The organism is Actinorectispora metalli, from assembly GCF_056323685.1.
This window is the reverse complement of the sequence record NZ_JBREYE010000001.1, coordinates 3,878,920-3,905,434: the sequence shown is the minus strand read 5'-3', so window position 1 is coordinate 3,905,434 and position 26,515 is coordinate 3,878,920. Positions and strand designations below refer to the sequence as shown.

The 26,515-nt window shown below is 63.3% G+C and carries 24 protein-coding genes and 1 pseudogene; 9 read left to right on the top strand and 16 right to left on the bottom strand.

Features of this window, described 5'->3' with window-relative positions; all coding sequences use genetic code 11:
- Nucleotides 1-45: 45 nt before the first annotated feature.
- Together rlmN and ACU6XJ_RS18375 are read right to left on the bottom strand one after the other, a co-directional pair.
- On the bottom strand, nucleotides 46-1,152 hold the full coding sequence (gene rlmN / locus ACU6XJ_RS18380; protein ID WP_476312896.1) for a dual-specificity RNA methyltransferase RlmN: 1,107 nt from the start codon (nucleotides 1,150-1,152) through the stop codon (nucleotides 46-48).
- A gap of 22 nt (nucleotides 1,153-1,174) precedes the next feature.
- A complete protein-coding gene (locus ACU6XJ_RS18375) occupies nucleotides 1,175-1,933 on the bottom strand; it encodes a class I SAM-dependent methyltransferase (protein WP_476312894.1) in 759 nt (252 codons plus the stop codon).
- 94 nt (nucleotides 1,934-2,027) lie between these two features.
- Here ACU6XJ_RS18375 and ACU6XJ_RS18370 point away from each other — a divergent pair, with 94 nt between their 5' ends.
- Entirely contained in the window at nucleotides 2,028-2,819 is a 792-nt protein-coding gene (locus tag ACU6XJ_RS18370; protein WP_476312891.1) for a VOC family protein, read from the top strand.
- On the opposite strand, the gene ACU6XJ_RS18365 is transcribed toward ACU6XJ_RS18370, so the two are convergent.
- The 6 genes from ACU6XJ_RS18365 to rpsB form a co-directional block, all read right to left on the bottom strand.
- Complete coding sequence (locus ACU6XJ_RS18365; protein WP_476312889.1) at nucleotides 2,820-3,539, bottom strand: hypothetical protein; 720 nt, start codon at nucleotides 3,537-3,539, stop codon at nucleotides 2,820-2,822.
- Nucleotides 3,540-3,597: 58 nt separating this feature from the next.
- Complete coding sequence (locus ACU6XJ_RS18360; RefSeq protein ID WP_476312886.1) at nucleotides 3,598-4,455, bottom strand: phosphatidate cytidylyltransferase; 858 nt, start codon at nucleotides 4,453-4,455, stop codon at nucleotides 3,598-3,600.
- Between the two features lie 317 nt (nucleotides 4,456-4,772).
- Nucleotides 4,773-5,330 (bottom strand): ribosome recycling factor, encoded by a 558-nt coding sequence (frr, locus tag ACU6XJ_RS18355; protein WP_476312883.1) that lies wholly within the window; start codon nucleotides 5,328-5,330, stop codon nucleotides 4,773-4,775.
- Between the two features lie 73 nt (nucleotides 5,331-5,403).
- Nucleotides 5,404-6,141, bottom strand: a complete 738-nt coding sequence (pyrH, locus tag ACU6XJ_RS18350; protein WP_476312881.1) for a UMP kinase — start codon at nucleotides 6,139-6,141, stop codon at nucleotides 5,404-5,406.
- Between the two features lie 114 nt (nucleotides 6,142-6,255).
- Nucleotides 6,256-7,071 carry a translation elongation factor Ts gene (gene tsf, locus ACU6XJ_RS18345; protein WP_476312878.1) on the bottom strand — a complete coding sequence of 272 codons (816 nt, stop codon included), beginning with the start codon at nucleotides 7,069-7,071 and terminating at the stop codon, nucleotides 6,256-6,258.
- Nucleotides 7,072-7,167: 96 nt separating this feature from the next.
- The gene (rpsB, locus tag ACU6XJ_RS18340; protein ID WP_476312875.1) at nucleotides 7,168-7,998 is read right to left on the bottom strand and encodes a 30S ribosomal protein S2; all 831 of its coding nucleotides are present in this window, start codon (nucleotides 7,996-7,998) and stop codon (nucleotides 7,168-7,170) included.
- Between the two features lie 342 nt (nucleotides 7,999-8,340).
- Here rpsB and ACU6XJ_RS18335 point away from each other — a divergent pair, with 342 nt between their 5' ends.
- On the top strand, nucleotides 8,341-9,075 hold the full coding sequence (locus tag ACU6XJ_RS18335) for a peptidoglycan DD-metalloendopeptidase family protein (protein ID WP_476312873.1): 735 nt from the start codon (nucleotides 8,341-8,343) through the stop codon (nucleotides 9,073-9,075).
- Nucleotides 9,076-9,517: 442 nt separating this feature from the next.
- On the opposite strand, the gene ACU6XJ_RS18330 is transcribed toward ACU6XJ_RS18335, so the two are convergent.
- From ACU6XJ_RS18330 to ACU6XJ_RS18315, 4 genes and pseudogenes are all read right to left on the bottom strand, one after another.
- Nucleotides 9,518-10,306 (bottom strand): FliA/WhiG family RNA polymerase sigma factor, encoded by a 789-nt coding sequence (locus ACU6XJ_RS18330; RefSeq protein ID WP_476312870.1) that lies wholly within the window; start codon nucleotides 10,304-10,306, stop codon nucleotides 9,518-9,520.
- 298 nt (nucleotides 10,307-10,604) lie between these two features.
- Entirely contained in the window at nucleotides 10,605-11,576 is a 972-nt protein-coding gene (locus tag ACU6XJ_RS18325; RefSeq protein WP_476312868.1) for a tyrosine recombinase XerC, read from the bottom strand.
- Nucleotides 11,577-12,301: 725 nt separating this feature from the next.
- Entirely contained in the window at nucleotides 12,302-13,561 is a 1,260-nt protein-coding gene (gene dprA / locus ACU6XJ_RS18320) for a DNA-processing protein DprA (RefSeq protein WP_476312866.1), read from the bottom strand.
- Nucleotides 13,561-14,157: pseudogene (locus tag ACU6XJ_RS18315) on the bottom strand (magnesium chelatase subunit ChlI family protein); the annotation flags it as partial. The pseudogene ACU6XJ_RS18315 and the gene dprA, both read right to left, overlap by 1 nt.
- Before the next feature lie 143 nt (nucleotides 14,158-14,300).
- Between ACU6XJ_RS18315 and ACU6XJ_RS18310 the strand changes: the two are divergent.
- The 6 genes from ACU6XJ_RS18310 to ACU6XJ_RS18285 all read left to right on the top strand — a co-directional run bounded on the left by ACU6XJ_RS18310 (nucleotide 14,301) and on the right by ACU6XJ_RS18285 (nucleotide 21,988).
- Nucleotides 14,301-15,788: a recombinase family protein gene (locus tag ACU6XJ_RS18310; protein WP_476312864.1), complete on the top strand. Its 1,488-nt coding sequence runs from the start codon at nucleotides 14,301-14,303 to the stop codon at nucleotides 15,786-15,788.
- A gap of 323 nt (nucleotides 15,789-16,111) precedes the next feature.
- The gene (locus tag ACU6XJ_RS18305) at nucleotides 16,112-16,438 is read left to right on the top strand and encodes a hypothetical protein (RefSeq protein ID WP_476312861.1); all 327 of its coding nucleotides are present in this window, start codon (nucleotides 16,112-16,114) and stop codon (nucleotides 16,436-16,438) included.
- A 313-nt stretch (nucleotides 16,439-16,751) separates the two neighbouring features.
- Nucleotides 16,752-18,800, top strand: a complete 2,049-nt coding sequence (locus tag ACU6XJ_RS18300) for a type IV secretory system conjugative DNA transfer family protein (RefSeq protein ID WP_476312859.1) — start codon at nucleotides 16,752-16,754, stop codon at nucleotides 18,798-18,800.
- Between the two features lie 115 nt (nucleotides 18,801-18,915).
- Nucleotides 18,916-19,722, top strand: a complete 807-nt coding sequence (locus ACU6XJ_RS18295) for a replication-relaxation family protein (protein WP_476312856.1) — start codon at nucleotides 18,916-18,918, stop codon at nucleotides 19,720-19,722.
- Nucleotides 19,723-19,778: 56 nt separating this feature from the next.
- The gene (locus ACU6XJ_RS18290) at nucleotides 19,779-20,015 is read left to right on the top strand and encodes a helix-turn-helix domain-containing protein (RefSeq protein WP_476312853.1); all 237 of its coding nucleotides are present in this window, start codon (nucleotides 19,779-19,781) and stop codon (nucleotides 20,013-20,015) included.
- 224 nt (nucleotides 20,016-20,239) lie between these two features.
- Nucleotides 20,240-21,988 carry a recombinase family protein gene (locus ACU6XJ_RS18285; protein ID WP_476312850.1) on the top strand — a complete coding sequence of 583 codons (1,749 nt, stop codon included), beginning with the start codon at nucleotides 20,240-20,242 and terminating at the stop codon, nucleotides 21,986-21,988.
- On the opposite strand, the gene ACU6XJ_RS18280 is transcribed toward ACU6XJ_RS18285, so the two are convergent.
- The 3 genes from ACU6XJ_RS18280 to ACU6XJ_RS18270 all read right to left on the bottom strand — a co-directional run bounded on the left by ACU6XJ_RS18280 (nucleotide 21,978) and on the right by ACU6XJ_RS18270 (nucleotide 23,714).
- Nucleotides 21,978-22,319, bottom strand: coding sequence for a hypothetical protein (locus tag ACU6XJ_RS18280; protein ID WP_476312847.1), 342 nt, complete (start codon nucleotides 22,317-22,319; stop codon nucleotides 21,978-21,980). The two genes, ACU6XJ_RS18285 and ACU6XJ_RS18280, sit on opposite strands and share 11 nt — an antisense overlap.
- A gap of 606 nt (nucleotides 22,320-22,925) precedes the next feature.
- Entirely contained in the window at nucleotides 22,926-23,300 is a 375-nt protein-coding gene (locus tag ACU6XJ_RS18275) for a hypothetical protein (RefSeq protein WP_476312845.1), read from the bottom strand.
- Between the two features lie 15 nt (nucleotides 23,301-23,315).
- Nucleotides 23,316-23,714, bottom strand: coding sequence for a hypothetical protein (locus ACU6XJ_RS18270; RefSeq protein WP_476312842.1), 399 nt, complete (start codon nucleotides 23,712-23,714; stop codon nucleotides 23,316-23,318).
- 711 nt (nucleotides 23,715-24,425) lie between these two features.
- Here ACU6XJ_RS18270 and ACU6XJ_RS18265 point away from each other — a divergent pair.
- Entirely contained in the window at nucleotides 24,426-24,830 is a 405-nt protein-coding gene (locus ACU6XJ_RS18265; RefSeq protein ID WP_476312840.1) for a hypothetical protein, read from the top strand.
- A gap of 22 nt (nucleotides 24,831-24,852) precedes the next feature.
- Here ACU6XJ_RS18265 and ACU6XJ_RS18260 read toward each other — a convergent pair whose 3' ends face one another.
- Nucleotides 24,853-25,338, bottom strand: a complete 486-nt coding sequence (locus ACU6XJ_RS18260; RefSeq protein WP_476312837.1) for a hypothetical protein — start codon at nucleotides 25,336-25,338, stop codon at nucleotides 24,853-24,855.
- Between the last annotated feature and the right edge of the window lie 1,177 nt (nucleotides 25,339-26,515).

The following is a 26,515-nucleotide window of genomic DNA, read 5'->3' as shown; positions in this document are numbered from 1 at the left end:
CAATGCTAGCATTGCTGACACGGCGCGGCAAGGCGACCGTTTCGGCTAGCCCTCGGCGGCGAGTTGGCCGCAGGCGGCGGCGATTTCCTGGCCGCGTGTGTCGCGGACGGTGCAGGCCACGCCCTGCTCGTTGACGCGGCGCACGAATTCCCGCTCCACCGGTTTCGGGCTGGCGTCCCATTTGCTGCCCGGCGTCGGGTTCAACGGGATCACGTTGACGTGCACCAACTGCCCGAGGTGTTTGCGCAGTAGCTTGCCGAGCAGGTCGGCGCGCCACGGCTGGTCGTTGATGTCGCGGATCAGGGCGTACTCGATGGACACCCGCCGCCCGGTCTTGTCGGCGTAGCCGCGCGCCGCCTCCAGCACCTCGGCGACCTTCCAGCGCTCGTTGACCGGCACCAATGTGTCTCGCAGCTCGTCGTCCGGGGTGTGCAGCGACACCGCCAGGCGCACCTGGAGGTTCTCCTCGGTGAGCTTGCGAATCGCGGGCACCAGCCCGACCGTGGACACCGTGACCGTGCGCTGCGAAATACCGAGGCCGTCCGGGGCGGGGTCGCAGATGCGGCGCACGGCCTCGAGCACGCGCTTGTAGTTCGCGAGTGGCTCGCCCATGCCCATGAACACGATATTGGACAGCCTGCCGGGGCCGCCGGGGAGTTCGCCGTCGCGCATGGCGGCCGCGCCCATGCGGACCTGGTCGACGATTTCGGCGGTGGACAGGTTGCGCTGGAGTCCACCTTGGCCGGTGGCGCAGAACGGGCAGGCCATGCCGCAGCCCGCCTGGCTGGAGATGCACAGGGTGGCGCGGTCGGGGTAGCGCATGAGGACGCTTTCGATGAGCGTGCCGTCGTGGGCGCGCAGCAGCGTCTTGCGGGTGGTGCCCGCATCGCAGGTCACCTTGCGAAGCTCGGTGAACAGCGGCGGCATCAGCTCGCCGACCAGCCTGTCCCGGGTGGCGGCCGGGATGTCGGTCATCGCCTGGGGGTCGGTGGTGAGCCGCGCGAAGTAGTGGTTGGACAGCTGGGTGGCGCGGAACGGTTTCTCCCCGAGTCCGACGACGGCGTCCTTGCGTTCGGTGGCGGTGAGGTCGGCGAGGTGGCGCGGCGGCAGGCCGCGGCGGGGGGCGTCGAACACGAGGGGGAGGCTGGTCATAGCCCGCCTATTGTCCCACGGTTCACGCCGTGATCAGTCCGCCGGGTTTGGCCCGCAGGTGCAGCCGGTAGGCGACGGGGAAGCCCAGGCCGGGGGTGGCGGCGATGGCGCGGGCGGCGGTGCGTTCGCCGAACTCGATGCGCAGCACGGCCTCCAGGGTCTCCCGGTCCTGGAACTGCCAGCGGGTGTCGATGCGCAGGCAGCGGAAGCCGTGGTCGGCGAAGAAGCCTTCGACCTCGCCCGGCCGGTAGGCGGGCAGGTCGGCGCGCATCCACTCGCCGTAGGGGTGGCGGGTGGCGTCGAGGTCGACGATGGCCAGCATGCCGTGGGGCCGCAGCACCCGGTCGGCCTCGGCCAGGCCGGGTTCGCAGCCGGGGCCGAAGAAGTAGGCGGTGCGGGCGTGCACGAGGTCGACGCTGCGGTCGGGCAGCGGGATGCGCTGCGCGGTGCCCGCTTCGACGCGGATGCGGGGATGGTCCGCGACGCGTCGGCGTGCCCTGGCCAGCAGCGGCTCGTGGGGTTCGACGCCGATCACGGTGGCGGCGCGGGCGGCGAGGACGGGCAGGTGGTAGCCGTCGCCGCAGCCGAGGTCGAGGACGTCTTCGCCGTCGTGCGGGGCGTGGCGGCGCAGGGCGGCCCAGATGGCGCCGTCGACGTCCTGCGCGGCGTTTTCCGCTTCGTAGACCTCGGGCCAGTGCCAGATGTTGGGGCTGGGCAGCACGGTGGGTCCGCCGGTGAGCCCACGCAGTCCCGCCGCGCCGAGCAGCCGTCCGATGCCCATGGGCCAAACCCTAATCGGCGCTTTCCCGGAAACTGTCGGACCCCGCGCGTAGCGTGCGGCGCGACAATACGATCCTTCTTCCCCTGGGGTGGACATGAGCACTTCGGTACCGGTCAAGGCTGCGATCTCGGCGGGGCTGCCCTCTTGGGTGGATGTCTTCGCCGACGATCCCGCGGCATCGCAGGAGTTCTACGCCGGCCTGTTCGGTTGGGAGTTCGAGCAGCGGACCCCGAACTACTGGGTGGCCCGCCTGCACGGGGTGCGGGTGGCGGGGCTGGGCAAGCGCCCGACCGGGCCGGACGCGCAGCCGATCGCCTGGACCCTGTACCTGACCAGCGACGACCTCCTCGAGACCGCGGGCGCGGTGGCGGCGGCGGGCGGCACGGTGCTGGACGGTCCGGCGACGATTCCCGACACCGGGCGGTTCATCACCGCCCAGGACCCGACGGGCGCGGTGCTGGCGTTCTGGCAGCCTCTCGGCGAGTGGGAGTTCGGCTGCATCACGCCCGGCTCGTTCGTGTGGACGGAGCTGAACACCCGCGACGGCGAGGCGGCGGACGCGTTCTTCGCCGAGCTGTTCGGCTACCGGCAGGAGCAGATCGGCGACGGCGTGAATTTCGACTACACCACGTGGGCGTTGGGCGAGGACCCCGCGATGGGCAGGCTGCGGATGGGGCCGCAGTTCCCCGCGGATTTGCCCGCGCATTGGCTGGTCTACTTCAGCATCGACCCGGCCTTGGGTGCCGATGGCGGGGCGAAGAAGGTCGAGGAGTTGGGCGGCGCGGTCCACGTCCCGCCGTTCGACAGCGCGCACGGCCGGATCTCGGTGGTGACGGATTCGGCGGGCGCGGCGTTCGCGATCATCGACACGACGGTCAAGGCCTGATCAGTCACGGTTGACGAGGTCGGAGTTGATGGTGATGCCCTGTCCGATGTCGGCGGGCAGGGCTTCGAAGGCCGGTTCGGCCAGGACCGCGGCGATCAGTTCGGCGGTGCCGCCGAGGTAGGTCCAGCAGAAGTCGATCTCGGTCGCCACGCACCAGGCGCGGTCGGCGGGCCACCACAGGTTGGGGCTCTGGTACCAGAAGTCCGCGCCCGACCAGGTGTCGCCCGCCGCGGCCTGCGCCGGGCCGCGGAAGAGCATCAGGTCGCGGTTGGGGATGCTCATGCGCGGCCAGGTGTCGAAGTCGGCGCCGAAGATCTCCTTGAGCTGCCCGAACCCCTCCCAGGTCGCGAAGCGGCAGTCGTCGGGGGTGTTGGTGCGGGACCGCAGCAGGCAGGACAGCCGCAGGGCGAGGTCGTGCGGGAGGCTGCCGTCGTCTCGGGGCTGCTCGCCGTCCCAGGGCGGCGGGCCTGCCGCCGCGGTCCGGGGGGTGGCGATGGCGTGGAACTGCACTTCGGGGTGGATCCGGCGGCCGCTCCAGGCGGCGATGGTGCGCCAGGGCACGGGGGTTTCGCCGTCGGCCGCGGTGGCGGGGTGCAGGATGCGGCAGTAGGCCTCGAAGCCCGCGGGGATGACGGAGCCGACGTCACGCGCGAAGGGACCGAGGCCGCGCACGATCCAGTCCGCGTCGTGCGGATCGGCGGGTGCCAGTCGTTCGGTCATGTATTCGAGCTTGCCTGCCGACCTGCGGTTTTCGCGAACGATTTACCGGCGGCGGTGCTCAAGCGGGCACGAACCAGCGCAGCAGCAGCCATGCGGCGACGGCGGAGGGCAGCAGGGAGTCCATGCGGTCCATGAGCCCGCCGTGGCCGGGCAGCAGGGTGCCCATGTCCTTGATGCCGAGGTCGCGTTTGATCAGCGATTCCATCAGGTCGCCCGCGGTGGCGGTGACGGCGATGGCGGCGCCGAACAGCACGCCGTGCCACCACTGGCCGTCCAGGCCGAGGGTGATGGTGAGGACGCTGCCCGCCATGCCGACGAGCAGGGATCCGGCGAAGCCTTCCCACGACTTGTTGGGGCTGATGGAGGGCGCCATGGGGTGGCGGCCGAGGAAGACGCCCGCGGCGTATCCGCCGGTGTCGGAGCAGACCACGGCGATGATGAAGCACAGCACCCGCAACGCGCCGTCGTCGGGGACCACGAGCATGGCGGCGAACGCGGCGAACAGCGGCAGGTAGGCGGCGGTGAACACGGAGGCGGTGACGTCGCGGACGAAGCCGTCGACGCCGCCGCTGAACCGCCAGGCCAGGCAGGCGAGGATGGTGACGACGAAGGCGGCGAGCAGGCCGTTGCGTTCGAAGGGCCAGGACAGCCAGATCATGGCCTGGCCGCCGACAAGCACGGGCAGCAGCGCGATGCGGATGCCCGCCGCGCGGCGCAGCGCGCCCGCGAGTTCCCAGGTGGCGATGGCGACGGCGAGCGCGACGATGCCGATGAAGACGTAGCGGACGGTGAACAGGGAGCCGAGGATGACGGCGCCGAGGCTCACGCCGACCGTGATCGCGGCTTTGAGGTCCCGTCCGGCCCGCGAGGATTTGGCGGGCTCCGGCCCTGAGTCCGCGTCCTGACTGGTTGCCACCGTAACGCCTTTGTTGATGGGATACCGCCTTATTCGCAGCTCACCGATGCCATGCGTGCGTGGGGCGCGCGCGGCGCGCTCCAGCCTAGCCGCCGGGTTTCGGCGGTGCGCAGCAGTGGCCCGCGGGCGAGCCGGTGCCCGCCGCGGGCGAGGGGTGGACACGCCGCTGATGTGTCCGCGTCGGTCTGGTGCCGAGTCGGAAGCCTGTTGCCCGCTCGCAGGCGAGGCGGCGAACCGCTTGTACCTGGGCGTGACCAGGATTTCGTCGCCGTCTGCGACCGCCTTGGCGCGGAGGGACGGGTGACGAGCTTCCGCCACTAGACGTCGAGGAGTTCGGTTTCCTTGTGCTTGACGAGCAGGTCGACCTGGCCGACGTACTTGTCGGTGAGGTTCTGCAATTCCTTCTCGGCGCGAACGACGTCGTCTTCACCCGCTTCGCCGTCTTTCTGGATGCGGTGCAGTTCCTCGTTGGCCTTGCGCCGGACGTTGCGGATGGAGACTTTGGCGTCCTCGCCCTTGCTCTTGGCCATCTTCACCATGTCCCGGCGGCGTTCCTCGGAGAGCTGCGGGATGGAGATGCGGATGATGGCGCCGTCGTTGCTGGGGTTGACGCCGAGGTCGGAATCGCGGATGGCCCGTTCGAGGGAGGCCAGCTGGCTGACGTCGTAGGGCTTGATGACGGCGAGCCGGGCTTCCGGGATGCTGACGCTGGCGAGTTGGTTCAGCGGGGTCATCGCACCGTAGTATTCGACGTGGATCCTGGAGAACATGGCCGGGTTCGCCCGGCCCGTGCGCACTGCGGCCAAGTCTTCCTTGGCCACGGACACGGCCTTTTCCATCTTCTCCTCGGCATCGAGGAGTGTTTCGTCGATCACGGCTGCTCCTAAGGTTTCCGGGCTGCTCACACGTGCCGGAGATGCAGTTGTCCTTCTCGTCCCGGCCCGCGGATCAGGCGGTCGGGGTGTTGACCAATGTGCCGATCTTCTCACCGTTGACCGCGCGGGCGATGTTGCCCTCCACCAGCAGGTTGAAAACCATGATCGGCATGTTGTTGTCCATGCAGAGGCTGAACGCGGTCGCGTCGGCGACCTTGAGCCCCAGCTCCAGGACTTCGCGGTGGGTGATCTCGTTGTACATGGTGGCGGTGGGGTCGATCTTGGGGTCGGCGGTGTAGACGCCGTCGACGGCCTTGGCCATGAGTACCACCTCGCAGCCGATCTCCAGGGCGCGTTGGGCGGCGGTGGTGTCGGTGGAGAAGTAGGGCATGCCCGCACCGCAGCCGAAGATGACCACGCGACCTTTTTCGAGGTGGCGCATGGCGCGGCGGGGGATGTAGGGCTCGGCGACCTGGCCCATGGTGATGGCGGTCTGCACGCGGGTGTCGATGCCGTGTTCGCGTTCGAGGAAGTCCTGCAGGGCCAGGCAGTTCATGACGGTGCCGAGCATGCCCATGTAGTCGGCGCGGGAGCGGTCCATGCCGCGTTGTTGGAGTTCGGCGCCGCGGAAGAAGTTGCCGCCGCCGATGACGACGGCCATCTGGGTGCCTTTGCGGACCACGTCGGCGATCTGCCGGGCGACGGTCTGCACGACGTCGGGGTCGACGCCGACTCCGCCGCCGCCGAACATCTCACCGCCCAGCTTGAGTACCACCCGCCGATAGGCGACTGGATGGTGGTTCTCCGGCACCCGTCCTCCTTCTCGGCTGCCCCGGTCGCGGCCGCCGGTGTTGATCAAGCTCTATGTGACTGCGCCCCGCCCCGGGTTACTCCGAAGGCGGGGCGCACCAGCCTGGGCCGGGGTTCAGCTCTGGCCCACCTCGAAGCGGGCGAACCTGCTCACGGTAACGCCTGCCTCGTCGAGGATCGCCTTGACGGTCTTCTTGGAGTCCTGCACGGAGGGCTGCTCCAGCAGCACGACGTCCTTGAAGAAGCCGTTGACGCGGCCTTCCACGATCTTGGGCAGCGCCTGCTCGGGCTTGCCTTCCTCGCGGGCGGTCTCCTCGGCGATGCGCCGCTCGTTGGCGACCAGGTCGGCGGGGACCTCGTCGCGGGTGACGTAGCGGGGCTTCATGGCGGCGATCTGCATGGCGGCGCCGCGGGCGGCGTCCTCGCTGCCACCGTTGAACTCGACGAGCACACCGACGGCGGGCGGCAGGTCGGCGGCGCGGCGGTGCAGGTAGGCGGCGACGGGGCCGTCGAACACGGCGACGCGGCGAAGCTCGAGCTTCTCGCCGATCTTGGCGGACAGGGCCTGCACGGCCTCGTCGACGGTCTTGCCGTCGAGGTCGGCGGCCTTGAGTGCCTCGATGTCGGCGGGCTTGGTGGCCTTGGCGACGGCGACGATCTTCGAGGCCAGTTCCTGGAACTCGGTGTTCTTGGCGACGAAGTCGGTTTCGCAGTTCAGCTCGACCAGGACGCCGTCCTCGGCGACGACGAGGCCGTTGGCGGCGGAGCGCTCGGCGCGCTTGCCGACGTCCTTGGCGCCCTTGATGCGCAGGAACTCGACGGCGGCGTCGAAGTCGCCGTTGTTCTCCTCGAGGGCCTTCTTACAGGCCATCATGCCTGCGCCGGTGAGCTCGCGGAGGCGCTTGACGTCTGCCGCGGTGTAGTTGCCCATGGTGCTTCGTTCCGTCCTTCGTGGTACGCGGCGGTTTGGGTTTGGGGTGGATGCCCGCCCGGTGTGCGGGCGGGCACCCTGTGGTCGATCAGAAGGTCAGGACTTGGCCTTGTCGCCCTCGCCCGCACCGGCACCGGCGGTGGCGCCCGCCAGGAGCTCCTGCTCCCACTCGGCGAGCGGCTCCTCGCTGCCCACGCCTGCCTCCGGCTTGTCCTGGCCCTCGGGCGCGCCGCGCTGGCCCGCGCGGGACATCAGCCCGTCGGCGGCGGCATCGGCGACGACCCTGGTCAGCAGCGCGGCGGAACGGATCGCGTCGTCGTTGCCGGGGATGGGGTAGTCGACCTCGTCGGGGTCGCAGTTGGTGTCGAGGATCGCCACGACCGGGATGTTCAGCTTCCGGGCCTCGCCGACGGCGATGTGCTCCTTCTTGGTGTCCACGATCCAGATGGCGCTGGGCACCTTGGACATGTCGCGGATACCGCCGAGGGTCTTCTCGAGCTTGTCCTTCTCCCGGGTCAGCATCAGGATTTCCTTCTTGGTGCGACCCTGGAAGCCACCGGTCTGCTCCATCGACTCCAGCTCCTTGAGGCGCTGAAGACGCTTGTGGACGGTGGAGAAGTTGGTCAGCATGCCGCCCAGCCAGCGCTGGTTGACGAAGGGCATGCCCACGCGCAGCGCCTGCTCGGCGATGGCTTCCTGGGCCTGCTTCTTGGTGCCGACGAAGAGGATGGTCCCGCCGTGCGCCACGGTCTCCTTGATGAACTCGTAGGCGCGGTCGATGTAGCTCAGCGTCTGCTGAAGATCGATGATGTAGATGCCGTTGCGCTCGGTGAAGATGTAGCGCTTCATCTTCGGGTTCCACCGACGGGTCTGGTGCCCGAAGTGCACGCCGCTGTCGAGCAGCTGCTTCATGGTGACGACGGCCATGGCCGGTTTCGCACCTCGTGTTCTCGGGCGCGCCGCAGGGGCGCGCGGATTGGGTTGACGCGACGGTCCGGTCGGACCCCCGCCCTGGTGCCGCGCCGCCGCCCGAACCCACCCTGAGGCGGGACCGCCGGACGCCGTGCCCCCCGATAAACCGAGGAACCCGCGCTGACACGCGAAGTCGACCCGCATACACGCGGATCGCCTCGACAGTGTACGCCCACCCCCGGACCCCCAACTCACCCGGACGACCCCTTCACGGCGTGTTGTCCACAACCCCCTCGCCTATCCCCAGATCCACACCTCCCCTGGCCCCACCACCCCACCGCCCGGCAACCTGAATCCATGACCACCAACCCGCTCCTCACCGGAACCCTCCTGGCCACGGCCCTGCTCCTCCCCCCGACAACCACCTCTCCCCCGCCCCTGCCCGACCACCGAAGAACCGCCACCGAACCCGCGTTCCCACCGACCCTGCGCACGCCCAGGCCACCCTCCGTGTCCACCCCGGGGCCCGAACCCCACAACCCCTCGACCACGCCCCCGCTCCCCACCAATCCCGCGACCGTTCCTCCGCCCCCATCCCGGACACCCCCACTCGACTTCGCGGCGACCCACCGTTTCTCGACGTTCACCACCACCCCCGCGCCCGACGAGGTACCACGAGCCCGCTTCACCTGGCCCCTGTCGCCCCGACCCGCGGTCCTCCGCCACTTCGAACCACCCCCACACCCGTACGGCCCAGGCCACCGAGGCGTCGACCTGGGCGGCCACCCCACCCAACAGGTCCTGGCGCCCGCCTCGGGCACCATCGCCTTCGCAGGCCAGGTGGCGGGCCGCCCCGTGATCTCAATCGACCACCCCAACGGCCTACGCACCACCTACGAACCCGTAACCCCGCTACTCACCGCAGGCCACCCCGTCCACCAAGGCACCCCCATCGGCCTCCTGCTACCCGCCCACCCCGAATGCCCGGAGCCCACCTGCCTCCACTGGGGCGTCCGCCGGGGCCCCGAGTACCTCGACCCCCTACGCCTGGTCCTCCCCACCAACATCCGCCTCTGCCCCTGGACCCCCTAAACCCCGCCACCCAGCTCTTGCCATCCGCGCCCCGCGCAAGGTCCAAACCTCCGGATAACTCAAGCTCCCGACACCCAGCCGCCCAGCATCAACATTTCGCCCAGCACATACAAAGCACCAAACCCGAGAACAAAGAAAAGGTTCACCGAGCCAAGAAGAACCCGAGAACGCAAAGTCACCCACGACGACTCGCCACAGCCCTGCAGCCGTCAACCACCACTAAACATGGCGCTCCGGATCCAGCGTCATCACAAAGTCGCGCCGCCAGAACGCACACCCGCGTCCACCGGCACCCGCAAACCACCGATGGTCAAAACCACCGGTCCATGAAGCACACCAACCGCAAGACCAACAAAAGGGGAGGGAGGGGGGTGGGGCGGGGGGGAGGGCCCCACCGAGAAAGAGCGCGAATTCGAATTCCCGAGCGTCAAGCGGCCAGCGACTACTCGTCTTCTTCGGGCTGGTCCACCAGTTTGCTGCGGAGGCGCAGGACGGCGCGGGTGTGGAGCTGGCAGACACGGGACTCGGTGACGCCCAGGACCCGCCCGATCTCGGCGAGGGTCAGGTTTTCGAAGTAGTAGAGGGTGACGACGATCCGGTCGCGTTCGGAGAGCTGGGCGATGGCATCGGCGAGTTGGCGGCGGCTGTCCCGGTCGACGAGTGCGAGGACGGGATCTTCGATGCGATCGTCGGGCAGCGTCTCGGCGAGGGAAGCGGTCCCGCGCCCCGCGGTGATCAGCTCGTCCAATGCGACGACGCTGGTGAGCTGCAGCTGAGCGTAGAGCTCACGCAGTTCGGTGAGCGCGATCCCCAGCTCGATCGCCAGTTCGCTGTCGGTCGCGGTGCGCTGCAGTCTGCCCTCCAGCCGCTCCAGCGCTCGCTCCACGTCCCGCGCGCGGCTGCGGATCGAACGCGGCACCCAGTCCTGGGCACGCAGGTCATCCAGGATCGCGCCGCGGATGCGTTGCATGGCGTAGGTCTCGAACTTGAGGCCGCGGGCGGGTTCGAACTTTTCGATGGCGTCGACCAGCCCGAAGATGCCGGACTGCACCAGGTCGGCGACATCCACATGCGATGGCAGCCCGGTGCCCACTCGTCCCGCCACGTACTTCACCAGCGGCGCGTAGTGCAGCACCAGCCTGTCCCGCAGCCGTTGGTCACTCTCGGCACCATAGGACTGCCATAGCGCGACGATGCCCGCCTCGACTTCGTCGGCATCGGCCAACTCCACCAGGTCTCCCGCTGCCTGTTCGACCGGTTGGGTCAGCGCATAGCCACCCGACTGGCTCTGCCCATTGTGACTGACGGTGACTGCGTTTTCAGGGTAGCCGCGTTCGTCGACGTCTCCTCTGCCCGGTTGGGATGGAGCGGCGGATCCGCCATCGTCGAACTCCCCCGGCGCATGCCGAGGCGCGGCTGGAGCAGCCGGACGACGATGTGGCATACGGTCACTACCTGGGTGGTTCCGACGATCGCTTACCGAGGGACGCGGCCCGTTGACCCTCATACGAGAGCTTCCCCCGACATTGTCAGGCACGGGGGTGCGTTCGGTCATGGATCGCCTTCAGCCGTTCAACGGTCACATGGGTATATAGCTGGGTTGTAGCGAGCGTAGCGTGACCGAGAAGCTCCTGGACGCTTCGGAGGTCAGCACCACGCTCCACAAGATGAGTTGCCATCGAATGTCGCAACCCGTGCGGCCCAATGTCAGATGCGCCGGGCACCGCTTGCACCACATCGTGGACTGCCCGACGAGCCACTCGCGGATCCAGGCGCCCACCGCGGGCGCCGAGGAACAGCGCGGGAGGCGAACTCGCCGTGACCAGCCCAGGCCGCCCCCGCTCCAACCAGGCCGTCAGCGCCGCCTCGGCGGGCGTCCCGTAGGGGATCACCCGCTCCTTGTCACCCTTACCGCGAACCTTCACCACCCGCCGTGCCGGCTCAAGATCAGCCAGGTCCGTGCCGCAGAGTTCTGAGACCCGCGCACCTGTTGCGTACAGCAGTTCCACCACAGCCAGGTCGCGGAGCGCGACAGGATCTCCCTCGGCGGCGCCGGATGCCGCCGCGGACATCGCCTCTCGTGCCTGCTCCACCCCCAGTACGGCGGGCAACGTCCGAGCGCCTCTCGCGGTGGCGAGCCTGGGCCCCGGGTCGACCTCGAGATACCCATGCTTGCCCGCCCACGCCGTGAAAGTGCGGACCGCAGCCGAACGACGCGCGACGGTGGATCGACCGTTGCCCAACCCGTGCAGCGTGGCCAGCCACCCGCGCAAAAGGTTCAAATCGATGCCCGATACCGCTCGCACGTCGTGACGCACGCAGTGGGTGAACAGCGAAACCACATCACCGACATAGGCTCGGATGGTGTGCCGCGAATACCCACGCTCGCTGCGGAGATACCGCTCGAAAGCGTCCAGGGTCTCGGCGAACTCGGCCGGTAGCCCGGCGCGCTCACCGACAAAATCTGGCCGGTCGCCACGCTGCGACTCAGTCTCACCCACCCCTATGACGTTGCGCTGCAAAGTGCGTCCGGTCAAGTAGCGCCACGCCTGCACCCGCCAAGCGGCAGCTATTGATCAGTAAACGGCACAGAAACCCCAGCCGCCGCCCTCAAGACAGTCCGCACAATCACCCCAAGACTCCCCAAGGCTGAGGGGAATCCACGGGCCGAAGCCCACCAAACAGTTACCTCGGCCCCAGACCTATTGACCGTGGCGCACCACACCTCATCGATCACCCAGCCCTTGGCTGTGCGGCCTGTCGATGCATGAGCACAAACCGCAGATTCTCACCGTGTTCACGGCCACCTCGATGCTGCACAACATCGTCGGCGTTCAACGCCAAGCCGGGCTGGCTCTTCACCGTGGTCCACGGTGCACTCCGCATTAGAGTTTGGCTTGGGGGCTCCCCCCCCCGCCCCTCCCCTCCCACCTTCGTTGCCCGTGCGCTCGAATGGAGCTGCGGTTCCTCTGGAGTCGTGGTTCGGTAAGCGGCCGGCCTCACGAGGTTGCTTGTGAAGGCCAGCCACCGCCGGGATATGCGCTGGTTGCGGGTTGTGGATATTGGCGTTGGCGAGGGCACGGCGTTGGGCCTCCGCAAGCCTTGGGCTTGGTTCTTCGCGTGAGGTGGCTTGAGGTCATCGACTCGGATTGAGGCTGTCTGTGACAGCGACCTTGGCGCGCGGGTTCTTGAGGTTGTCGCGACTGGTGTTGGGCTTGGACTGTTGTTATCGGCGGGGTTCGGTTGGCGCGGTGGTGGCGGGTGTGGGTGAGGCGCGCTGGGCTGGGAATTGCGAAGCCGTGCGGGAAGCGCCGTTGGGTTTGGTGGGTGGGCTGCGCCAGCCGTCTTCGTGGCGGGTGGCGAAGGTTTCCAGTTCGAGTTGGCAGAGGAGCGCTCTGGTTTGCAGCAGGGGGACTCCTGATTCGGTGGCTATTTGTTCGGCGGATTTGCCGGTTGTGCGGTTCAGGGCTTCGTGGACTTTGAGGGCTTGTGGGGTGAGATGGTCGGTGGGGCGTTGGTCGGTGGTGGGGGTCGCTGCGGTTGGGGTGTCGGTGAGGCGGCCTGCCGTTTCGAGGACCTCGTCGGGGGTGCTGACGGCGATGGCTTCGCCCGAGCGGAGCATGGCGTTGCAGCCGAGGGACATCGCCGAGGTGACGGGGCCCGGTACGGCCATCACGGGCAGGCCTAGGTAGCGGGCGTGGGTGGCCGTGTTTCTGGCGCCGCTTCGGGCGCCTGCTTCCACGACCAGGGTGCCTGTGCTGAGGACGGCGATCAGTCTGTTGCGGATGAGGAATCGGTGCCTGGCAGGTGGAGTGCCAGGTGGGTATTCGCTGAGGATCGCTCCGGTTGTGGCGATCTTGGTCAGCAGGTTGGTGTGGGTTTGGGGATAGGCGATGTCGGGGCCGCAGGCCAGCACGGCGACGGTGGGGGCGCCTGAGGCCAGAGCGCCTTGGTGGGCTGCACCGTCAATGCCCACGGCTGCGCCCGATACCACCGTGTATCCGCGTTGGCCGAGTGCGTAGGCGAATTCGGCGGCTACATGCTCGCCGTATCCGGTGGCGGCTCGAGCGCCCACCACGGCGATGGCTCGTTCGGTGTGATCGGCCAGGTTGACGAGTCCGCGTTGCCATAGGGCGATCGGGGGCACGGTGTTGGGCAGGCCCGCTCGGTTGGCGACGGCGAATGCGTTGAAACGCCAGGCAGGCCATTCCTCGTCTTCGGGGATCAGCAGTCGGGCGCCTACGTCGGCTGCGCGGTCGAGGTCTTGTTCGGCCAGTTGCAGATGGCTGCGGGCGGCGGTCTCGGCCCGCACCGGTTCGGGCACGTGGCCCGCTGCCACCATCGCGGCGGCGTGTTGGGGGCCGTGCTCGGCGATGAAGAGGTCGAGTGCGGGTGCGGGTGGTTCGGCGACGCGCAGCAGGTAGCTGCGGGCGAGCAGCAGTTCGCGGTGGCCTGGAAGCAGTCCTCCGGCTTTGGTGGCGATCATCAGGCCACCTTCCGGTCGCGGAATTCCAGGGCGGCGAGGACGTGCTGCTCGGCGGGTTCGTCCTGTCCGTCCAGATCGGCCAACGTCCATGCCACCCGAAGGCAGCGGTCCGCGCCGCGAGCGCTGAGGGTGCCGGAGTCCAGGGAGCGGTCCAGCAACGCCGTTGCGGTTCGGGGTAGGCGGAACTCTCGTCGCAGCGCAGGTCCGGGCACCTCGGCGTTGGTTCGCCAGCCGTGTTCGCACCAGCGCTTCTCGGCGCGTTCCCTGGCGAGCATCACGCGGTTGCGAACCACGGAGGTCTGCTCCGCGTCGGCGGTTTCCAGCGCCATCGCCCGCACCGGACGGACCCGGACGCGGAGGTCCACACGATCGAGGAGGGGGCCGGACAGACGGGACAGGTATTGCCTTCGTGCGTGGGGTGTGCAGATGCAGTCGGTGTCCCTCGGCGGGGCGCACGGGCACATGTTCGTGGCGAGGACGAGTTGGAAACGCGCCGGGTAGCGGATGACGCCGTCTCTCCTGGCGAGTCTGATCTCTCCTTCCTCCAACGGGATGCGCAACGACTGGAGGCGTTTCGGACCCCATTCCGCGGCTTCAGCCGATGATTGAAACTTCATCCACCAAATAGTATAATTTGGACATAAGGGATGAATAGCATACAATGGGTACCGCAACAGCACCATATATAAAGGAACACCTACCAACTGCCACGACGAGGGCCGACGTCCTTGGTGAGCGTGTGGGTTATGAACGTCTGAGCACTGACCGCGCTTTGCGACGTAAAAGCGTTACAATCCAGCGGGACGAGATTGACGAATGCGCCGAAGATACTGGCGAGCCGGTTGCCCGACACTTCTGCGATAACAACATCAGCGCCTCAGCCTTTGGCGTCAAGGTCCGCGATGATTACATCGAACTCATCGCACATATCATGCGCAATCTCGTGCGCGAGATTATAGTGACAGAGGTACCACGTCTTTGCCGCCAAAGCGAAGAAGCCCTAGAGCTCATTCGACTTTCAAAGACGACCTCTCTGCGTTACGTTAGAACAACAGACGGAATGGTTTATGATCTTCATACACCACGCGGCCGGAAGGCCTTTCGCGAAGCAGTGAGTGATGCCGAGTTTGAATCCGACCAAACATCGGTACGGCAAGGTCGGCGCAAAAACAAACTGGCCGAGGCAGGCGCTTATCACGGAGGCACCCGTCCGTACGGATACGAAGGCGCTATCTACGAGGAACTGACCACACCTGGCGGTGAAAAGATCAACGGTCGCCTGCTTAATCCTGGCCGAGTTGGCGTGATTATCGTTGAATCCGAAGCCAAAGTGAGGCTCGAAGCTACCCAGCGTATCATTGCCGGTGAGCGGGAGATGGATTTGGTGCGCGACTTCAACTCTCGCAATATCCCCGCCACGCATGGCGGGAAGTGGCGTGTCGGCAATCTTAAGAGATTGTTGACTCGCAAGCGTGACGTTGCGTTTGAAGAGTTTCCCGGACCGGGCACGCGAGTTCACAAAGGTAAAGAATACCGGGCAATCTGGCCCGCTATCATCTCCAAAGAAGACTACGAGCTGATGATTGCCGCCTTTAGGGTCAATGCCGACCCACGCAAGAGTTGCACAAAAAGTTCCTATCTACTCGCAGGAAAAGCCCATTGCACTCACGAAGGTCACGGACCAATGCATGGCAAAGGGGTGAAGCGCGGCCCCGGAAAATACGATCGGCGATATGGATGCCCCGCCCAGGATAGTCACGGTCAGCGGCTTCCCGGCCCGAAGACCTTTCGCAAGGCTTCTATCGTAGATGAATGGGTTAAGGAGTGCGTACTTACTGCACTCGAAAGCCCGGAAGTGGCTGCACTGCTCGCACCGGAAGAAAATCGCGACCGCATCAAAGAGCTAGTAGCCCTCTACTCCAAGCAGAAGCTTCACATCCAACAACTGGTTGCAGATTACGGGGCCGGGCTTCTTCGCCGCGATGAACTGCTCATTGCAAAGCAGGTTGCCGAGCAAAAGCTCAATGAAACGGAGGCTGAACTTAGTACACTCCAGTCCAAGAAAGTCGCACTCTCCATTCCTGTCGGGGAAACCCTGCGAGACTCCTTCGAGCAGGGAAGCCTGAGTTGGCAACGGAAAGTCATCGACCTTGTGGTCGAGAAGGTGATTATCAAGCCGGGTCGGGGAGCGCCCGCTGATTCGATCGAGATCGTTTGGAAAGTATAACCAGGTTGGCCAACTTTGCGATGGTCGCCTTGTCCGTCACCTTTGGCGGTAGTCCTTGCCTGGCTCGCGACTGCGCGACGTGCTTGGCGATATCTACAACTTGTCCTTGTTCACCCACACCACTGTTCCTTATTTAGTTATATTTCCACTATAACACCCACACCGCCCGCCATCAATACACCTAGGTAACCCCCTACATCCGGCCGCCACCCCTGGCGGCCGGATTTTTCTACCATATGCAGGCCCCTCTCACTGTGGCTAAATAAAACCAGTTGAGGTGATGGGAACTCAACGAAGATAGACAACGTGGAGAGGAACCAAGCATGGCCCGTATTTCGCAGATTGCCTGCGACCTGACCGGCAAAGCGGGTAAAGACAGCGATTTCGCTAACGTCATCGTGCGCCAGTATCCCGGCCTGAATGAGGTGATGCCGAGGCGCCTTGATGTGCTGCTCAAAGTCATTGACAGCCTCAAGGCTGACGAAGACGTCGTGATTATCGAGGTCAAGCGACCCGGCGGAGTCGAACAACAGATTATCGCGCGGGCGGCCGACTTCGATGCTTTGGCAACGGCAGGCAGCATGACCGAGATTCTGCAAGAAGCCCATGGCGTCAAGGGTCGCCGTCCAGGAACGCAAGTTCTTAAGTGACCTAAGCGGCCCATTCTCCACTTGCCCCCGTCCTGGTGTGTGCGTCAGCAGCACCAGGCGGGGGCCAACTACAACAACGAGGGTGACGCTTCTTATCGAGCGGACACTCTATTTATTTTGCCCTGGTTTCAGGCAAGAAGGAGGTGATGGGTGAACGGTCGAAACACAGTAGCGACGCGGGAAGGTATCTGTGCCTAACCTCGTTTGGTGTGAGTTATTTGTTCCGCAGCACGTGGCGCTGGCAACCGTCACCAATGTACTTCGCCTCCTGGCTCATCGGCCGCGCCTGGGATGGCGAAGGCACACCCCTCTTGTGATCTTTGAAGGCTGGGGTGACGGGAAAACCATCCGTTACGTCCTAGGCGTCGATGACCGGCTCGACCACCTTGCCGAGCAACTACGCGCCCAACTTCCAGAACTCATCATTGTGCCCCGGCCGCAGTTGCAGCGGCCTTCTGTGCTGCTGGCCAGTTCCCTCTACCTCACGGGCGTATCTCAACCCCTGCGCACTGACATGGCGGCCTCCATCAGTACGGGCGTGCTGGAAGTGCTCAGCGCACTGGATAAAGGAGAGTCTGCGGTGGTGCAGTGGGTCGTTGGTCCAGCGCAGCCGCGGAAGGTGTTGCCGTCACCGTTCAACATCGGCGCATCGCTTGGGTTGGTGCCGCCAGATAAGCCCACCTCGGAAGACAAGCATGGGTGGCGGCAGAAGACAGTCGAACCCTTGTTTGCTGTCTCCGGCCGGGTTGGTGCTCATGCCAGGGACGCGGCAGTTACCAAGGCCATCATCAGCATGCTGGCCGAGGCACTGTGTCTTGCCAGTGCCAGTCACAGCGAACTACGAGCGAAACCGCCAACCGCCGCCAAGGCGAAGCAGGTGGTTAATCCAGCACGTGCCACCCGCTGGGGCGGCATCGCGAACGCGGCCGAACTGGCGGCCTTGCTCGCGTGGCCGCTTGATGGCGTGGCTTCCCTGCGCACGGCCTACGGCCAGCAAGCGCCGGTGCCACCGAGCCTTCTGCTGCCCGCTGGTGCAGGCGGTCAATCTGTTCCCGGCCGCGTGCTTGGTCAGAGTCTTCATCCAGCCAGCCGCGGGCGGGAGGTAATCCTGCCGGTTTCCTCGACACTGCATCACCTACACGTCGTGGGCGCTACTGGAGCCGGAAAATCCACGCTCTTAGCCCGGATGCTGCGTGACGACATCGCGGCCAGTCATGGTGTGCTGCTGGTTGAACCTCGCGGCGACCTCGTAAGTGACGTACTGGCTGGCATCCCGGCGCATCGCCACGACGACGTGGTGGTGATTGAGCCGGGTAAAAGCAGCGTGACGGTGGGCATCAACCCGTTAGCTGGCCCCCAGGCCGAAGCCGAACGTCGGGCTGATGACCTGCTCTCGCTGTTCCACCAGCTGCATGGTTCCAGCGTTGGGCCTCGGAGCACCGATGTGCTGCTGCATTCCCTTATTGCCCTCTCCCGTCTTGATGACGGCACCTTGGCGGACCTGCCGGTACTTCTGACCAACCAGGCGTTTCGCCGCCAGGTGCTCGCTAAGGTGAACGACCCGCTTGTGTTGGCGCCCTTCTTCGGGTGGTTCGAGGGACTTTCCACGGAGCAGCGTGCACAGGTGGTCGCGCCGGTACTGAACAAGACGCGGGCATTCCTCAGCCGCAGTGCCATACGCCACCTGCTGGGCCAAGGGGCACCAAACTTTTCGTTGGACGAGCTGCTGAGCAAGCGGCGCATCGTGCTGGTGAATCTCAACGCTGGCGTACTCGGCCAAGAGTCCGCCTCCTTGATGGGTGCGCTTCTTCTGACTCAGCTCTGGCAAGCCATCCAGCGTCGAGCACTGCAACCGGCCAAGGAGCGGCAGCCGGTGATGGTGGTGATTGACGAGTTCCAGAACTACCTGAAGCTGCCGGTTGACCTTGGCGACATGTTCGCCCAAGCCCGTGCGCTTGGGGTCGGCTTAACGGTGGCGCATCAGCATCTGGGCCAACTGTCCCCCAAGCTGCTCTCAGCCCTGCTGGCGAACGCGCGTTCCCGTATCGCCTTCGCGCCCAGCAGCGATGATGTGCCACTGCTAGCGAGAGCCTTCGGCCACCTGGAAGCCGAGGACTTTGCCAGGTTGCACCGCTTCGACGCCTACATGCGGCTGGTGCATGAGCATGAAGTCAGTCGGCCGCTGCTTGTTCACACGCAACCGCTCGACCTGCCGGTAAGCGACCCAAACATGTTGCGCCACCTGAGCCGCAAGCGGTACGGCCGCGACGGTCACGACCTTGACAGGGCACTCCTTCGACGCTGGCAGGCAGGCGGTGAAACCGGCAGTCCTATCGGCATCGTGCCTCGGAGGACTGCCTGATGGTCTGGTCGCTGGTTTCGCCTCGCCCTTCGCGTCGTGTAGGCCAACTGGACACTTCGGCCCCTGCTAGAAGCTGCTTGAGGCCAGTGGATATCTCCCGTACAGGAGATGGTCTATGACCTCCCACTTACCACGCGGGCGGGCCGGTCGTCTGCGCCGGGAACTTTCGCCGCGCGAACTGGCGGTTTTGGAGACGCTGCACGAGGTACGCATAGTGACCCTGCGCCAGGTGCAACGGCTGCATTTCGTTGACGGGTCGGCTGGGGCACGTACCCGACGCACCCAGATGCTGATGAAGCGGTTGCACGGACTCTCCTTGGTAGTTCGCCTATCCCGTGTTGTCGGTGGCGTACGTGCTGGTTCCTCGGGTTTCGTCTACGGCCTCTCGGCCCTTGGCCAAGCGGTACTGGATATCTCTGGCCCCTGCGGTAAACGGCGGCGTCGCGCGTGGGAGACGACGCCGCATTTCCAGGACCACAAGCTGGCAGTGGCCGAGGTGTATGTCCGGCTGCACGAGGCGGCCGAAGCTGGAAGGTTTGACCTTCTGCGTTTCGAGGGCGAACCGGCGTGCTGGCGGTACTTCTCCGGCCTCGGTGGTGAGTCGGTCATTTTGAAGCCGGATGCGTCCGTGCGGCTGGGCGTTGGCGAGTTTGAACATCGGTGGTTTGTCGAGGTGGACTTAGCCACGGAGGGACTCACCACGATTGAGCGTAAGTCACTGCGCTTTATTGCTTACTGGCAGGCTGGGGTTGAACAGCAACGCTTTGGCGTGTTCCCGCGGGTGGTGTGGTTAGTGCCGAATCAGGAGCGGCGGGAGCGGATTTTGCAGGTACTGGGACGGCTGGCAGTAGAAGCACGGCCGCTGTTTGCGGTCGGGTTGTTGGATGAAGCGGCGGAGGTGTTGGCGCGGGGGCCACCGTGACGATTTACTCCTAGAACCCAGGCAAAATAATTGTGTAAATCACAGGAGCAATCGAGATGAAACCGACAACTGCAACCACCGTGACCGACAACTTGCACATGAAGGGAGATGGGAAGCCTGCCGTTCTGACTATCACTGAGGCGTATACGACACTACGCATCAGTAAACGGACCTTGTACGGCCTGATTAACTCGCGCCAGCTTGTATCTATCCGCATCGGCAGGCGCCGCCTGATTCCCACCAGTGCCATCGACAAACTTATTGACACCCTCAGCCGCGAGGACCTGGCATGAGCACCATCGGAGACCTCACCCACACCAGCGATGGGAAAACTACAACACTGACGAACCTCCCGAGAGAACCCGACTACGAGCAACTGCGCCAGATACTTCAACGAGAAACAGGGCAGGCAGTGAGCTTAGAACAAGCGCAACGGCTAGGCGCATTTCTACTACGCCTTACCCGCCTGCTCGAAGATTTATAATAGAAGCATAACCAAATATGGAGGTACCGATGTATGCCACGCAGGCCAAGTGCAATTAAACCGGCGGCAAGTAGCGCCGAAGAAGACACGCGAGCAGTGCTCATTATGCGCGTCTCCAGTAAAGAGCAGGCGAAAGGCTACTCGCTCGACGCTCAGGAACGTTTCCTAAGAGATTCCATCCTGCGAGCAGGTCTCACTGTCCACGAAGTCATCCCTATAGCCGAAACCGCCTCGAACGAAGAGAAACGCCAAAAATTTTATGCCGCCTTGGAAAAGGTCGAGGTCGAGCGTATCCGCCATCTGGTCTTTGAGAAGGTTGACCGCCTGACACGCAATTTCGGCGATGCAGCCAAGATTGAGCGTTGGGTCAAGGAGGACGACCGACGCTCTGTCTACTTCGTGAAAGAAAGCTTCCGTATTCATAAACACTCCGCGCCTAACGAGTGGATGATGTTTGGCTTCCAGGTGACGACTGCCAAGGGGCAGGCTGAAACTATCCGGCGCGAAGTCATGAAGGGCATGATTGAGAAGCTCAAACAAGGTTGGTATCCGGGCAGGCCGATGCTTGGCTACAAGAACGTCAAGGGACCAGACAAGAAGACCATCCAGGTGATTGACGAGGACCGGATGCCGCACATCAAGCGCATGTTCGAGCTCGTGAATACCGGCAACTATTCTGTTCCTAGGGCGCTAGACCAGGTGACGCGTGAAGGCTTGCGTACGCAGGAAGGCCGCAAGCTGGTACGCACCCATGCCTACGATATTCTTCTTAGCCCCTTCTATATCGGCGAGATGCATTGGGGCGGTAAGACCTACCGCGGAAACTATCCTGTGTCCATTAGCCGAGAGCTTCATGAACGTGTCGGTCGGATACTCCTGAAGCCAAATACGGTCATGTGGAGCACGTATAACTGGACCTTCAAGGGCTTGTTTCGTTGTGCGAACTGCCAGAGCACCATCTCTTGGTATAAGGGCAAGGGACACATCTATGGTGACTGCAAGAAAAAAGCCTGTCCTGTTACCCAGACGGCACGCGAAGACCGTATTCTTGCGCAGCTGCAAGACCGATTGACGGGCTTACTGATTCCCTCACCAACATGGGCTACCTGGATTCGGAATCAACTGGTGCGAAGCGCCAAGGACGAGGAACAGCGCGAACTGGAGCAGCAAGCACGTATTGGTGCCATCCAGAAGCAAATCGAGCTGCTACGGCGAAGACAAGAGCGGCTTTACGATGACCGCTTAGACGAACGTATCTCGGTCGATACGTACGACCGAAAGCAGGAGGCGCTAGAAAGCGAGGTACGGGAACTGGAGCGGCAACTCGTATGCGAGAAGGACGCGCCCAAAGATGATGTCGATGAGAGCCTGACGTTTTGGGATAGGTCGCAAACCATCGCCGAGCGGTTTGCTGCTGCCGACGCAGACAAGCGCCGCGTGCTGCTGAGGGAAGTTTTCTCGAACCTGCAATTACGTGGCAGTTTCCTCCTTGCGGAGTTGAAAGAGGAAGCCAAATTACTCGAAAAAGCCGTGTCTGACTATCTGGCGCTGCAACGACTTCTCGAACCACAAAACAATGCCCTCCAACAGGGGAGAGCGTTGTTACGAGTACAATCATGTCTTCTATGGTACACCTGGATACACAGCCTTCGAGAAATCAAAAACAAGGAGCGGCAGCCACACGCTTCCGGGACTAAAGATACAGTACTGCGCCAAAGCAGAAACCACTTACTCGGCATCGTTGCCGTCAACCTAGCCGTCAAAACGCCTCTCAATATGTAGGGTGCTTACCGATACCCCGGCTTGCCCATAGAGAACATCCCACTCTTCGTTCGTATTCCTCGGCTTCAGCCCGCACATGCTTATCCAGGCGCATCTTGTCAAAGGCACCCAGCAGAAGCGTTGGCGGGAACCGCCGGAAGTCGCGCAAGAAGCCAATCTTATGCGGGTAGTTGGGAAGAAGATGCCCGTGGATGACGTGTCCCATTACGATGGCATCAAACGTGCAGGTATTAGCTAGTAGATAGATGAGCGCTCCATCCCATAGTTCATCAGTCCACTCGGTGGACGTTCCAATCATCTCGTGCAGCTCGAGGGGTTTGAGCTTTGCCATACGCATCCATCTATGCGCCAAGCTTGATCATGTCAACAGGCACGTAAACCTACCGTACTGACACAACTTCATACAGGAGAACCATCCATGGAAAAATACTAAGAGCGGTAGGCCACGTACCTACCGCTCCAGCCAGCCAATCCGGCCGTGATTTGCTGCTGCCCAGTTACTACCCTGACAACAGAAGTACAAGCCCAAGCAGTACCACTATCGCAGCCGCCAGCTTTATGTCCTGCACCAGCTGTACGCGGGGTGAGTACGACCACTTAACTGTGGGTTGTGGTTTGTAGGGCAGCTCTGCGACCTGAGTGTTAGTCCATGAGTCGATGACTTTGTAGCGCATGACCGTATTACCTCTTAGCTGTAGTCGACTTCTTCAAACTGTTCACGGTCGAATTCGGCCTCGCAGCCCCTGCACGTGATGGAATCTGTGCTGCTGTCTGACATGCCGCACGTCTTAAGCGTTCCGGGCCTGTCCGGGTAAATCGCCGCTTTCCAGACAATCGATTCACACATGTAGAACTCGTCACTGCCACAGTGCGGGCAGGAGGTGATGGGTCGTTTATCAGTTTCGGTCTGCATGATGATGTTCCCTTGTTTAGTTGTTTACTCTTCGGCATCCTCGGCCAGCACGTTATATATGGCAATTTCGCCCTCATCCGTGGCCGTCCACGTCAGGAATAGTCCACGGTGCAGGCACAGGCGGCTGAGCTTACTGGCGATGGGATAGGGCGCACCCCAGGGCGTCTCAAAGCTGTAGCCCAGCAGGTAGGTACTATCCGTAAAGAGTGCGACCTTGCGGGCGTTCCATTTCGTCCCCCAGCGGTCTTCACGCCACGCGAGGCGTTCAGATGTTTTGGCCGAAGTGGGCACCAGGCGATTGAAGTCAAAAGGTGTTTGTCCGGTAAGGCGTCGCTTCATCTTCTGGATAGCAGCGGCTTCGCCAGTTATGATGACGATGTTGAGTGTCCAGTCTGGCATACATGGCACTCCTGCTTACGCTGCCTGCTTGGCATTAGCTTGTATCAGCCAGTCGGCATGTTCGGCGTAGTACTCGGCCAGCCGCCAGACGCCAGGCGCTTCATGTTCCTTCACTACACGCTGGGCGTGGTCGAACCAATCGGCAAAGTGGTAGGACACTGCCACTGCCTGATAGCCAAATCCCCCGCGTTCTAGGTCTACCTCTACCCACGAGGCCGGACCACCACCGGATAACTCTAGCTTCATGGTGTACTTGATGTCGGCGCTGTAAGGCTGTATTTCTTCCCGCAGGCCGTCGGCCTCGCTATAGTCCCCGCGGCTTTCACTGGCTTCGATTTTGCGGTAGGTATCAGTGAGCCACGCCTCGGTGGTTTGTAGTTCTGTTGCTATCCGCTCCTCACATGTTGTTCCCATACACATATTCCTTCCGCCCATCCCACGAACTACGCGCGGACCACGACGAGTACCGTCGCCGGTTCTGTCAGGGCGCTTACTGATTTGTTGGATATTTGTTCAAGCATGACGCGTGAGGCACGGCCTCACGGTCAGAGAAAAGTGGTTACGGTACTGGCATATGACTATCCCCCTTGCCCAATGCGGCAGGGGGTGCTAATAATAGCAGTGGGCTTTGACTACTTACGTAGCCAAAGTTTCATGGGAGCCCTGCCGCAATCGGGGCTTCTTTTATTTGGTTGTACTTCTATTATATCTCTTTCGACCTCTGTTGAGAAGGGTTTTCGCCTCTGTTAGCGGGCGAAATGAGGGGTGCCTGTGGAAAACTCCAACGGGGTGGAATTGGGGCCGTCCCGCGGCTTCGAGCTTGCGGGTCCGGATTTCCGGCGCAGGCGGCCCCAGAGGCAAAGCCGCCGCGTCCACCAGCTCGGCGACGACGACCACCTTCACCCCGCCCGGGGCCGAGGACGGCGAAGTGCCAAACGAGGCGTTATGCCGCTGCGCGCGGCCAGTCCAGATGCTGGTCAAAGGCGCTTATGGCTGTGGGGCGATGGACACGGCGACGCACACAGCCGGTTTGAAGCCCTGCCGCCGCCTTCCTGCGCCTGAACCGACACGAGCCTGCCGGAAAAGGTATTTACATTATGCACCCGCCATTTTATTCTGGATACTATGAAAGCATCATTTATAGAAGCACCATATGAAGAAAAAGAAGGCGCTGACGGCTGCTTTCGACTCAGCACACAAGGACGCATCGGTCTGCGTCGGCACTTCGTGACCGAGTACGACATTAACCAAGGTGATCGGGCGCGCATCTTCTGGGACAACGAGACGAAGCGGATGGCTATCTCGTTCACCGACAGCAGCAACAGGAAGGCGTACCCCCTCGGCGTTACGAAGGAGTACCCGACAGCCATTCGGGCGGAACAGTTCTTCAAGAAGCACGGCATCGACCCTAGCGAGCATGCCGGAAATTACGCGTACGAAATTGCCGCGGCCGCGGATATTGGGCTGGCCGATTCCGAGGGCAAGGTGTTTATTATCCAGCTTGGCAATCCATCAGCCGTCGCATCTTAGGCAAAGCACACAGCTCGTACCCTTAATCGTCACTAGATTTCGCCTGACACTGCATGTCATTAATCAACGAATCAATCAGCTCGCGGAACGGTTCAGCTCCACCCGATGGCATGCGTTGCCGAGTCAAGGGGAGTTGAATCGACTCGCCAGCATATTGCAACGATAGTTGCGCACCACGTGCCCAGCCACGCTGGTCAAGATCTTCCCACTGAGACTCGATAAGTCCATCATCGCGCACTTCGACCAATACTATCTGTTGCAGGGTTCGACGTGACCAACACTGCGTCCCCTGTGCAGTGACGCGCCCAAATGCGTCTTTGAACCACCCTCCGCGGATAACCGTCGATTCAGTCAAGATGACAAACGTCCCCGTGGAATCAGCATTGTCCGCCCAGGTGATATCCGCATCGTGGTATCGCATTTTGCCGGTCACAAATACTGCTGCACGCTGGGCTATAGATCTCGGCACGCCCCTGGCCATAAGTTGCTCGATAGGTGAGTCGTCCATCGTCTGGCACCTTCCATCTGCGATACGGCCTAAGAGGTCAGCCGTACCACATGCAGGATGCCGAGACAGTCATCGTTATGCATTGGAGACGCGCTGCACTGGAACTTCACCAGTTCGAGCATGGTCAGGAAAGGAACGACCCGGAGGCCGTTAAGTCGGTCTCCGGGATTCATGATCGGGTTTTGGGTGCAGTCACCACCCTCGGCAAGATGGTTTCGACTCGGTCACGCTGAAACTCAGCAGCCAGCCCGCGTGCAGAAGGCCGCTCCTGCGAGTTGGCCGTCTTGGTAGAACTTGATCTCCACCCGCATGGTCTCAGCGGAAAAGCGCGGGGAGAAACCTGACCGGTCGGTCGTGTCGCAGTTGTGGGTCCATCCGCCGCTCGGGCGGCCTGCGGAATTCTTGACCTCTACAACTACCTTCAAGCCCGGTGCGCACCGCTTGTTGCTGCCCTCATAGATATCCCCGCCCATCCTGACATTTCCGTCGGGTTCCCAGACCACCCTGCCAGCAAGCCGAAATTCTTTGGTCTTGGTGAAGAGCGTGTAGGCGGTAGGTACTTCCGCAGCCAGCAGCGCAGGCCCAGGAGGCGTGGTGGACGTAGCGTTCTCCTTCGTTGGTGCCGGAGGCGGTTGAGTCGGCGGAGGCATTACCGCCGTCGCGCTTGGCGAGCTGGAGGAGTTCGTAAGTGTGGACGGCATGGAGGTCGGTGGGCCCGATGACTGCGACCCGCTCTGAGCACTCAGGCTCGGTTTGATGAATGCCGCGCCGAGCACGAACAGGCCCCCGATCACTGGTACAGCGAGGGCGACCCAATGCTTCTTCCCTAGCCGCCGCGGCCTTGCTGGTTTCTTCACGCTTACCCCTGAGCTGCATATCCCTGGACAGGAACACGGCAGTCTAGCGGTTTATCAAGAAGGTTGACACTCGGAGAGGTTCTTCAGCACATTCACATTTGACTCAGCCGTTTGCGTCGCTTTTCTGCGGCCATTCGTCGCAGTGGGCGTTAGCCTGCTCGCCAACTGGCGCCCGCTCAAGATCACGAAAGATGATATAATTATGTAAAGGGGATGGGCCAAAGGAGTACCCTCATGGGCCAGCTCGGCCTGAAGGCGCGCACGTGTCGCCTTTTGGGCAGTGGTTCGTAAAAAGATAGCCTGGAAGTTACCCCCCCCCC

Excerpts from the sequence above, each read along its gene's own strand:
- dprA (WP_476312866.1), bottom strand. The coding sequence starts at position 13,561 with ATGATCGCCACCAAAGCCGGAGGACTGCTTCCAGGCCACCGCGAACTG.
- ACU6XJ_RS18285 (WP_476312850.1), top strand. The coding sequence starts at position 20,240 with ATGCCACGCAGGCCAAGTGCAATTAAACCGGCGGCAAGTAGCGCCGAA.
- ACU6XJ_RS18260 (WP_476312837.1), bottom strand. The coding sequence starts at position 25,338 with ATGGACGACTCACCTATCGAGCAACTTATGGCCAGGGGCGTGCCGAGA.
- ACU6XJ_RS18265 (WP_476312840.1), top strand. The coding sequence starts at position 24,426 with ATGAAAGCATCATTTATAGAAGCACCATATGAAGAAAAAGAAGGCGCT.
- ACU6XJ_RS18335 (WP_476312873.1), top strand. The coding sequence starts at position 8,341 with ATGACCACCAACCCGCTCCTCACCGGAACCCTCCTGGCCACGGCCCTG.
- ACU6XJ_RS18370 (WP_476312891.1), top strand. The coding sequence starts at position 2,028 with ATGAGCACTTCGGTACCGGTCAAGGCTGCGATCTCGGCGGGGCTGCCC.
- rlmN (WP_476312896.1), bottom strand. The coding sequence starts at position 1,152 with ATGACCAGCCTCCCCCTCGTGTTCGACGCCCCCCGCCGCGGCCTGCCG.
- ACU6XJ_RS18270 (WP_476312842.1), bottom strand. The coding sequence starts at position 23,714 with ATGGGAACAACATGTGAGGAGCGGATAGCAACAGAACTACAAACCACC.
- ACU6XJ_RS18305 (WP_476312861.1), top strand. The coding sequence starts at position 16,112 with ATGGCCCGTATTTCGCAGATTGCCTGCGACCTGACCGGCAAAGCGGGT.
- ACU6XJ_RS18275 (WP_476312845.1), bottom strand. The coding sequence starts at position 23,300 with ATGCCAGACTGGACACTCAACATCGTCATCATAACTGGCGAAGCCGCT.
- ACU6XJ_RS18375 (WP_476312894.1), bottom strand. The coding sequence starts at position 1,933 with ATGGGCATCGGACGGCTGCTCGGCGCGGCGGGACTGCGTGGGCTCACC.
- tsf (WP_476312878.1), bottom strand. The coding sequence starts at position 7,071 with ATGGGCAACTACACCGCGGCAGACGTCAAGCGCCTCCGCGAGCTCACC.
- ACU6XJ_RS18280 (WP_476312847.1), bottom strand. The coding sequence starts at position 22,319 with ATGGCAAAGCTCAAACCCCTCGAGCTGCACGAGATGATTGGAACGTCC.
- ACU6XJ_RS18365 (WP_476312889.1), bottom strand. The coding sequence starts at position 3,539 with ATGACCGAACGACTGGCACCCGCCGATCCGCACGACGCGGACTGGATC.
- ACU6XJ_RS18290 (WP_476312853.1), top strand. The coding sequence starts at position 19,779 with ATGAAACCGACAACTGCAACCACCGTGACCGACAACTTGCACATGAAG.
- ACU6XJ_RS18295 (WP_476312856.1), top strand. The coding sequence starts at position 18,916 with ATGACCTCCCACTTACCACGCGGGCGGGCCGGTCGTCTGCGCCGGGAA.
- rpsB (WP_476312875.1), bottom strand. The coding sequence starts at position 7,998 with ATGGCCGTCGTCACCATGAAGCAGCTGCTCGACAGCGGCGTGCACTTC.